The sequence below is a fragment of the Finegoldia magna genome (genome assembly GCF_018371055.1).
GTDB lineage: Bacteria > Bacillota > Clostridia > Tissierellales > Peptoniphilaceae > Finegoldia > Finegoldia magna_I.
The window spans coordinates 1-6,944 of sequence record NZ_JAGYZD010000078.1 but is presented as its reverse complement, the minus strand read 5'-3'; the positions used below and the strand labels follow the sequence as shown (position 1 = coordinate 6,944).

Genomic DNA, 6,944 nt, shown 5'->3' with positions numbered 1-6,944 from the left:
ATTCTTGGAAGTATGGAATTTGGTATTCACACAATTTAACAAAACAGCAGATGGAAAATACGAAAGAATTGCTCATCCAAACATAGATACTGGTATGGGTCTTGAAAGAATTACAATGGTTTTGGAAAATGCTGATAATATTTTTGAAATTGGACTTGTAAAAGATATAATCAAAACTATTGAAGAAATTTCAGGCGTAAAATACAAAGAAAATCATCAAAATGATGTGTCAATCAGAATTATTGCTGACCACGTACGTGCTATGACATTTTTGATTTATGATGGTGTAATTCCAAGTAATGAGCAAAGAGGATATGTACTAAGAAGACTTATAAGAAGAGCTTGTAGACACGGAAAATTATTGGGAATAGACGACAGTTTTATAGAAAAAGTTATAGATTCTTGCATTAAAGTTTATGAATCTGGATATCCTGAATTAAAAGAAGAAAGAGATAGAATTGTAAAAATAGCTAATGCTGAAGAAAAGAAATTCCAAGAAACTTTGGATTTAGGTTTGAGTATTTTGGATTATATGCTAAAAGAAACTGAATCAGATGTGTTTAGTGGAGAAAATGCATTTAAGTTATATGACACTTATGGATTCCCTATAGATTTAACTAAGGAATTGGTTGGTGAAGTCAATAAAACTGTAGATGAAGATGAATTCAAAAAATTAATGGAAGAACAAAAAGAAAGAGCCAGAGGATCAAGAAATGAATCCAATATGGGTTGGTCATCCGACAAAAAATATGGCGAAGGACTTCCTGAAACAAAATTTGACGGATATGATTCTTTGAAAGATGAAAGTGAAGTTATCGAAATCTACGGAGAAGATGAAAATAATTTAAACGCCGGACAAATGGGTATAATAGTATTAGATTGTACAACTTTCTATGGAGAAGGCGGAGGTCAAGTAGGAGACAAGGGAATTATCTACAATGATAATTTCAAAGCTGAAGTGTACGACACTAAGAAAACTGGCAAGAAAGTATTCTTACACTACGTAAAAGTTATCGAAGGAAGCTTAAATGTAGGAGATAAAGTTACGATCGAAGTAGATGAACTTAATAGAAGAGATATTATGAAAAATCACTCTGCAACACACTTATTGCATCAAGCATTAAAGGATGTTGTAGGAGATCACGTAAATCAAGCTGGTTCTTATGTTGATGGAGAAAGATTAAGATTTGATATAACGCATTTTGAAGCAGTTACCAAAGAACAATTAGAAAAAGTTGAACAAATTGTCAATGAAAAAATAGCTCTAGGTATTCCTGTAAAAATTGATGAAATGTCATTAGAACAATCTCAATCAATTGGAGCTAGAGGTCTTTTCGAAGATAAGTATCAAGATGTTGTAAGGGTTGTTCAAATGGGAGATTATTCCAAAGAATTATGTGGAGGAACTCACGTTAAGACAACAAGTGACATTCAAATGTTAAAAATACTTTCTGAATCAAGTGTAGCTGCAGGTGTTAGAAGAATTGAAGCAATTACTGGTCGTGCAGTTTACAAGTATTTAAAAGACAGAGATAGTTTGATTGATACTGTTAAGCATTCATTAAAGGCATCAAATGAAGATGAAATCACCAGAAGAATTGAAATGAACACTGAAGAAATTAAAGAATTGAAGAAAAAACTTAAAGATATTACAAATAAGGATTTATCTTCAAATATTGATTCAGTCATTGAAGACGCTGTAGACGTTGATGGCACAAAAGTTTGTGTATTTGCGTTAAGTGGTTTGGACAATAATTCTTTTAGAGATTTTGGAGAAAATATTAAATCAAAATTAGAAGATGGGGTTGTAATACTAGCTAATTCGGATGAATCAAAAGTATCATTTATAACTTTAGTTACGGACTCAGCAGTTAAGAAAGGTGTATTTGCCGGAGATATTGTTAGAGAAGTTGCCAAAGTATGCGGTGGTAATGGCGGAGGACGTAAAGATTTTGCACAAGCTGGTGCAAAAGATAGTTCCAAAGTTGATGAAGCACTACAAAAGGGAATTGAAACAGTAAAATCAAAAATTAATGCTTAAAGGAGGCAAAAAATGGAAGGTAAGGATTTAAACCATACGGTTAGATTTGAAGCATCAAAACTTGAACAGAAATCAATAAAGGAAACTTTGAAGAAAGTTTACCTAGCTTTAGAAGAAAAAGGGTATGATCCTAAAAATCAAATTATTGGATATATATTATCAGGAGATCCTACTTACATTACAAGCTTTAATAATGCGAGAAATTTGATTAGACAAATAGATCGAGATGATTTATTGGGAGAAATGTTAGAAGTTTATTTGAACGAAATAGATAAATAGAGGATAATGTAGAGCTGTTACTTGTAACAGCTCTCAAAATATGTAAGTAATTATGGAAAGATATATTGGACTTGATGTGGGAGATAGAACTATTGGTGTCGCGATAAGTGATCCATTTTTATTGACTGCCCAATCTTTGATGACTATCAAGAGAAAAAGTAAGATTGAAGACATAGAAATCATAAATGATATAATCAAAGAAAAAGAAGTCAGTAAAATTATAGTAGGTCTACCTAAAAACATGAATAATACTATTGGCCCTCAAGCTAAAAAAGTTAAAACATTTGTAAAAGAACTAAGAAAACACACTGATTTGGACATTGAATATGTTGACGAGAGACTAACAACTGTCAGTGCTACAAGAGTATTGATAGAACAAAATGTATCAAGAAAAAAAAGGAAAGATGTAATTGATAGTGTTGCAGCTACTTATATTCTGCAAACTTATTTGGATATGGGAAGATAATTATGGAAACTATAAAATTATACGATGAAAAAAACAATGAAAAAGAATTTAAAATAATCAATACATTTGGTATGGACGATGATAATTATTGCGTATTAGAAGATGTATCAAATGGTGAGAATGTTATTTTGAAATATATTGAAAATGATGAACAAGTTGAATTTATTGGATTAGAAAACGAGCAAGAATTAAACGATGCTATCGAAATATACGAAGATTTAATGAATTCACAAAAGGAGCAATAATGAACATAGAAACATTGAAAACTAGGCTAATCAATGCCGGATACAAAGTTACTAAGCAAAGAGAAGTAATTTTTGAAGCATTGTTAGAAAATATGGATTCACACTTATCTCCGGAAGAATTGAACGAAATAGTAAGCAAAAAAGATCCGGAAATTGGTATAGCTACGGTTTATAGAACTTTATTAATTTTTGAAGAACTTAACTTGGTTTACAAGTTAGATTTTGATGATAAAAGATATAGATATGAATTGGTTGATGAGGATGAAGACCATCACCACCACCATATAATATGCACAAATTGTGGTAAAGTTGACGAAGTAAAATACGATTTATTGGAAGATATCGAAAAGCAAATCAGCAAGGATTACAACTTCGATATCCAAAATCACGATTTAAAGTTTTATGGAATATGTTCTGATTGCCAAGAAAAAATGAAAAATGAGGAGAAATAAATGGCAAAAAAGAATATTGATAAATTAAAAGTTATTCCACTAGGAGGACTTAACGAAATAGGAAAGAACATGACAGTAATTGAATACAAAGATGATATTATTGTTGTGGATTGTGGAATGACATTTCCAGATGAAGAAATGTTGGGAGTTGATATAGTAATCCCAGATATTTCTTATCTAGAAAAAAATAAGGAAAAGATAAGAGGCATTGTAATTACTCACGGACACGAAGATCATATCGGGGCAATTCCTTATGTATTAAAAAAACTAGATGTTCCTGTGTATGGTACAAAACTTACAATGGGACTTTTAGAAAATAAAATATTGGAGCACAAGTTAAGCTTGAAGTCACTTCATACAGTTGACTACAAAAAATCAATAAAACTTGGGGCATTTAGCGTAGAATTTGTAAAAGTATGTCACTCAATTCCGGATGCTGCAAGTTTATCAATAACAACTCCTGTGGGAGTTTTGTTCTTTACCGGTGATTTTAAAATTGACTACACTCCAATTGATAACAATAGAATGGATTTTGGTAGAATAGCAGCTATAGGAAACAAGGGTGTACTTGCACTTTTTGCGGACAGTACAAATGTTGAAAGACAAGGCTATACTTTAAGCGAAAAAAGTGTTGGAAAAACATTTATAAATTTATTTGATGATGCGCCTGCTAGAATAATTGTAGCTACTTTTGCATCAAATGTTCACAGAATTCAACAAGTTATTTCAGCAGCTGAACATTTCAATAAGAGAGTTGCGCTTTCAGGTAGATCAATGATTAACACTGTTAATGTTGCACGAGAATTGGGATACATTAAAGTCAATGAAAAAACTATTATTGATATTAATGATATCAACAGATACAGACCAAACGAAATAGTTCTTCTAACAACAGGTTCTCAAGGAGAACCGATGAGTGCAATGACAAGAATGGCTAATGGAACTCATAGAAAAGTTCACTTAGATCCTACAGATACAGTTATTTTATCTGCGACACCAATTCCAGGAAATGATAACCAAGTTAGCTCAGTTATCAATAAATTAATGGAAATGGGAGTTAAAGTTATTTATTCTTCGTTGGCAGATGTGCATGTAAGTGGACACGCTTGTCAAGAAGAATTGAAATTAATGCATTCATTAGTTAGACCTAAATTTTTCGTTCCACTTCACGGTGAGATGAGACATCTGAAGTGTCATGCGAACTTAGCGCTTGATCTTGGAATGAAAGAAAAAGATATAGTAATCGCTGATAATGGTAATACAATAGAATTTACTAGAAAAAGTATTAACCTTGTAGACACTAAATTTGCAAGTAATATTTTAGTGGATGGGCTTGGAGTTGGTGATGTTGGAAATGTTGTATTACGAGACAGAAGACACTTGTCAGAAGATGGTCTAATAGTTGTCGTAATTACTTTAGATGCCAGAAACAAAGAAGTTATAGCTGGTCCTGACATCATTTCAAGAGGATTTGTATATGTAAAAGAAAATAATGATTTAATGGAAGATTGCAAATCTGTCGTACAAAAAGTTTTAGATGAATGTTATACAAAAAATATTTACGATTGGTCTACACTTAAACACAATATAAGAGAAACATTAAAGAAATTCTTATATCAAGAAATTAAGAGAAATCCAATGATATTGCCAGTAATAATGGAGGTATAATATGGAATATAAGAAAAAAGCTGAAGAATTGGCACAAATGCTGAATAATTCAACAGAGTTTCAAGAACTAAAAAAACTTCACAAAGAAGTTTATAAAAAGAATGAAACTAACAAAAATATGATAGATGATTTTAAAAAACATTTGTTTGAATATCAATTAAAAATTCAACAAACAGGAAAAGAAGATCCTGAAGATGTACAAAAACTTCAAAACTTACAAAATATTATCATGACAAATCACGAAATAGCAGCTTATTTACAAGCGGATGCAAGATTTTCTATGATTTTGAAAGATGTTTATGATGCATTAGAAGGTGGCATTAAATTAGAAGATGAATAGTATTGTAAATGAACAACTACAAGATTATTTAAGACAATTATCAAAAAGTGACGATGAAACTATTTTAGAGCTAGAAGAATTTGCTAAGAATAATCATATCCCAATAGTTGAAGCAGAAGTTAGACAATTATTAAAGATGATTTTGCTGATCGAACAACCCAAATCTATTTTAGAAATAGGCACAGCTATTGGTTACAGCTCGATTATCATGAAAAAAACATGTCCTGATGCAAAGATTACTACAGTCGAAAATTATGAAAAAAATGCAAATTTTGCCAGAGAAAACTTCAAAAAGTACGGATATGACGATATTGAATTGATATTTGGCGACGGATATGAAGTTATGAAAAATATGAATACAAAATTTGATTTGATATTTATCGATGCTGCCAAAGGACAATATATAAAATATTTTGAAGAAGCAGTCCGATTATCTAACAAGAATTCTGTTATTGTATGCGACAATGTTTTGTTCAGAGGGATGGTATGCGAGAAAGAATTTTATGAGCATAGACATAGAAAGATAACAATCGTTAAGAGATTAAGAGAATTTTTGGAAATTATTTCTGATAGTTCAAAATATGATACAACTATAATTCCAATTGATGATGGAATGAGCATAACTAAATTAAAATAGCATTAGTCGGGAGTCTATGATTTCCGACTATTTTTGAGGAGATTAAATGAAAAAAGTTGAATTATTAGCACCAGCAGGTGATTTAGATAAATTAAAAACAGCCATTGATTATGGCGCAGATGCAGTGTATATGGCAGGTCCTGACTATGGTTTGAGAACTGCATCTAAGAATTTCACATTAGATGATATGAAAGAAGCAGTGGAATACGCTCATAGCAGGGGCAAGAAAATATATATAACAATGAATATATTAGCCCACAATGATGATTTGGAAGGAATTGAAGAATATATTCAAAGCCTGATCGATATAAATGTAGATGCTTTGATTGTTTCTGATCCCGGAATTTATTCTATTATTAGAAGTATTAATCAAGATATTGAAGTTCACATGTCAACACAAGCATCTGTGACAAATTTTAGGACAGTAAAATATTGGATGGATCAAGGAATCAAAAGAATTGTGTTAGCTCGTGAATTATCTTTGAAAGAAATTCAAGACATCAAGAAAAACATTCCTGGTTCTGAATTAGAATGTTTTGTACATGGAGCTATGTGTATGTCTTATTCAGGAAGATGTTTATTGAGTAACTATATGACAGGAAGAGATGCTAACAGAGGGGACTGTGCACAAGCTTGTAGATGGAAGTACAGACTAGTTGAAGAAAAAAGACCCGGAGAATATTTTCCGATCGAAGAAGATGAAAAAGGAACTTTTATTTTCAATTCAAAAGATTTGTGTATGATTGAACACTTAGATAAATTAATCGCAGCAGGAATTGATAGTTTGAAAATAGAAGGTAGAGTAAAGAGTCAATA

9 protein-coding genes are annotated in these 6,944 nt (G+C 31.3%); all 9 read left to right on the top strand.

The genetic code is table 11. The features are described 5' to 3' along the window. Window positions 1–2,041: alanine--tRNA ligase (gene alaS / locus KHW44_RS04690; RefSeq protein WP_304066566.1), on the top strand; the 2,041-nt coding region annotated here is incomplete at its 5' end. Window positions 2,042–2,053: 12 nt separating this feature from the next. Next, the gene (locus KHW44_RS04685) at window positions 2,054–2,320 is read left to right on the top strand and encodes an IreB family regulatory phosphoprotein (protein WP_002836238.1); all 267 of its coding nucleotides are present in this window, start codon (window positions 2,054–2,056) and stop codon (window positions 2,318–2,320) included. Window positions 2,321–2,372: 52 nt separating this feature from the next. Beyond that, window positions 2,373–2,786 (top strand): Holliday junction resolvase RuvX, encoded by a 414-nt coding sequence (ruvX, locus tag KHW44_RS04680; RefSeq protein ID WP_002836239.1) that lies wholly within the window; start codon window positions 2,373–2,375, stop codon window positions 2,784–2,786. Window positions 2,787–2,788: 2 nt separating this feature from the next. Next, window positions 2,789–3,031, top strand: a complete 243-nt coding sequence (locus KHW44_RS04675; RefSeq protein WP_002836240.1) for a DUF1292 domain-containing protein — start codon at window positions 2,789–2,791, stop codon at window positions 3,029–3,031. Continuing rightward, window positions 3,031–3,483, top strand: coding sequence for a Fur family transcriptional regulator (locus KHW44_RS04670; protein ID WP_002836242.1), 453 nt, complete (start codon window positions 3,031–3,033; stop codon window positions 3,481–3,483). The genes KHW44_RS04675 and KHW44_RS04670 overlap by 1 nt, the downstream gene beginning before the upstream one ends. Continuing rightward, window positions 3,484–5,151, top strand: a complete 1,668-nt coding sequence (locus tag KHW44_RS04665; protein WP_002836243.1) for a ribonuclease J — start codon at window positions 3,484–3,486, stop codon at window positions 5,149–5,151. Between the two features lies 1 nt (window position 5,152). After that, window positions 5,153–5,491 carry a YlbF family regulator gene (locus KHW44_RS04660; protein WP_094209655.1) on the top strand — a complete coding sequence of 113 codons (339 nt, stop codon included), beginning with the start codon at window positions 5,153–5,155 and terminating at the stop codon, window positions 5,489–5,491. Then, window positions 5,484–6,128, top strand: coding sequence for an O-methyltransferase (locus KHW44_RS04655; RefSeq protein ID WP_304066554.1), 645 nt, complete (start codon window positions 5,484–5,486; stop codon window positions 6,126–6,128). Before KHW44_RS04660 ends, KHW44_RS04655 begins: the two co-directional genes overlap by 8 nt. Window positions 6,129–6,174: 46 nt before the next feature. Next, the coding region (locus KHW44_RS04650) for a peptidase U32 family protein (protein ID WP_304066551.1) at window positions 6,175–6,944 on the top strand (770 nt) is incomplete at its 3' end.

What these genes read in the sequence shown, in the direction of transcription:
- KHW44_RS04685 (WP_002836238.1), top strand. Translation starts at nt 2,054, where the DNA reads ATGGAAGGTAAGGATTTAAACCATACGGTTAGATTTGAAGCATCAAAA.
- ruvX (WP_002836239.1), top strand. Translation starts at nt 2,373, where the DNA reads ATGGAAAGATATATTGGACTTGATGTGGGAGATAGAACTATTGGTGTC.
- KHW44_RS04675 (WP_002836240.1), top strand. Translation starts at nt 2,789, where the DNA reads ATGGAAACTATAAAATTATACGATGAAAAAAACAATGAAAAAGAATTT.
- KHW44_RS04670 (WP_002836242.1), top strand. Translation starts at nt 3,031, where the DNA reads ATGAACATAGAAACATTGAAAACTAGGCTAATCAATGCCGGATACAAA.
- KHW44_RS04665 (WP_002836243.1), top strand. Translation starts at nt 3,484, where the DNA reads ATGGCAAAAAAGAATATTGATAAATTAAAAGTTATTCCACTAGGAGGA.
- KHW44_RS04660 (WP_094209655.1), top strand. Translation starts at nt 5,153, where the DNA reads ATGGAATATAAGAAAAAAGCTGAAGAATTGGCACAAATGCTGAATAAT.
- KHW44_RS04655 (WP_304066554.1), top strand. Translation starts at nt 5,484, where the DNA reads ATGAATAGTATTGTAAATGAACAACTACAAGATTATTTAAGACAATTA.